A 537-nucleotide genomic window follows, 5' to 3' on the forward strand; every position below is an offset into this window, starting at 1 on the left:
CAATATGTGTCCGGCCTTTTGAGCAACCTAGCAGGCTGTTGAAGAATCAGGCTCTTTCGCAAACGAAGCCTGAATCGTCGGCGTTGTGGATGTAGAAGTGGCCGACGAGGCGGCCTGCAGTGCCAAAGACAACCCAGCCGCGGCCACAGGCTGGGTCATTCTCATCATGCCCCTCCCATGAGAACTCCGCGCAGGCTGAGCCATCGCGGGTGCCATATCGGACATCGAGGAAGCCGTTGAGTGCGCCGAAGGCGATCTCGCCATCCGCCGAGCCTTTGAATGTCAGATGCGCTTCCTCGACGAGATCGAGGAAGTCATTATCCCAAACATCCATCTCGACGATGCGCCAGCGGCCGGCAAAGGCCTTGGCGAAGCCGGGAACCTTAGCCATCAGCCGGTCTCCGCCATGAGCTTGGGCAGTCGCACCAGATTGTAGGCGGCGGCTGCGAAGGTGAAGGCCCATCCGACACGGTCGCGGCCGCGGAACCTGGTCTTGTGCTGGCCGGCCACGACCTTGATCCAACCGAATGCCTCTTC

Annotated in this window: 1 protein-coding gene and 1 pseudogene; both read right to left on the reverse strand. The window is 60.7% G+C overall.

The genetic code is table 11. The features are described 5' to 3' along the window. Nucleotides 1-46 precede the first annotated feature (46 nt). On the reverse strand, nucleotides 47-391 hold the full coding sequence (locus EOC06_RS38405) for a hypothetical protein (RefSeq protein ID WP_095482571.1): 345 nt from the start codon (nucleotides 389-391) through the stop codon (nucleotides 47-49). Continuing rightward, nucleotides 391-537, reverse strand: a pseudogene (locus EOC06_RS38410) (IS5/IS1182 family transposase); the annotation flags it as partial. The gene EOC06_RS38405 and the pseudogene EOC06_RS38410, both read right to left, overlap by 1 nt.

This window comes from Mesorhizobium sp. M7A.F.Ca.MR.362.00.0.0, from assembly GCF_004023175.1.
Classification (GTDB): domain Bacteria; phylum Pseudomonadota; class Alphaproteobacteria; order Rhizobiales; family Rhizobiaceae; genus Mesorhizobium.

What these genes read in the sequence shown, in the direction of transcription:
- EOC06_RS38405 (WP_095482571.1), bottom strand. Translation starts at nt 391, where the DNA reads ATGGCTAAGGTTCCCGGCTTCGCCAAGGCCTTTGCCGGCCGCTGGCGC.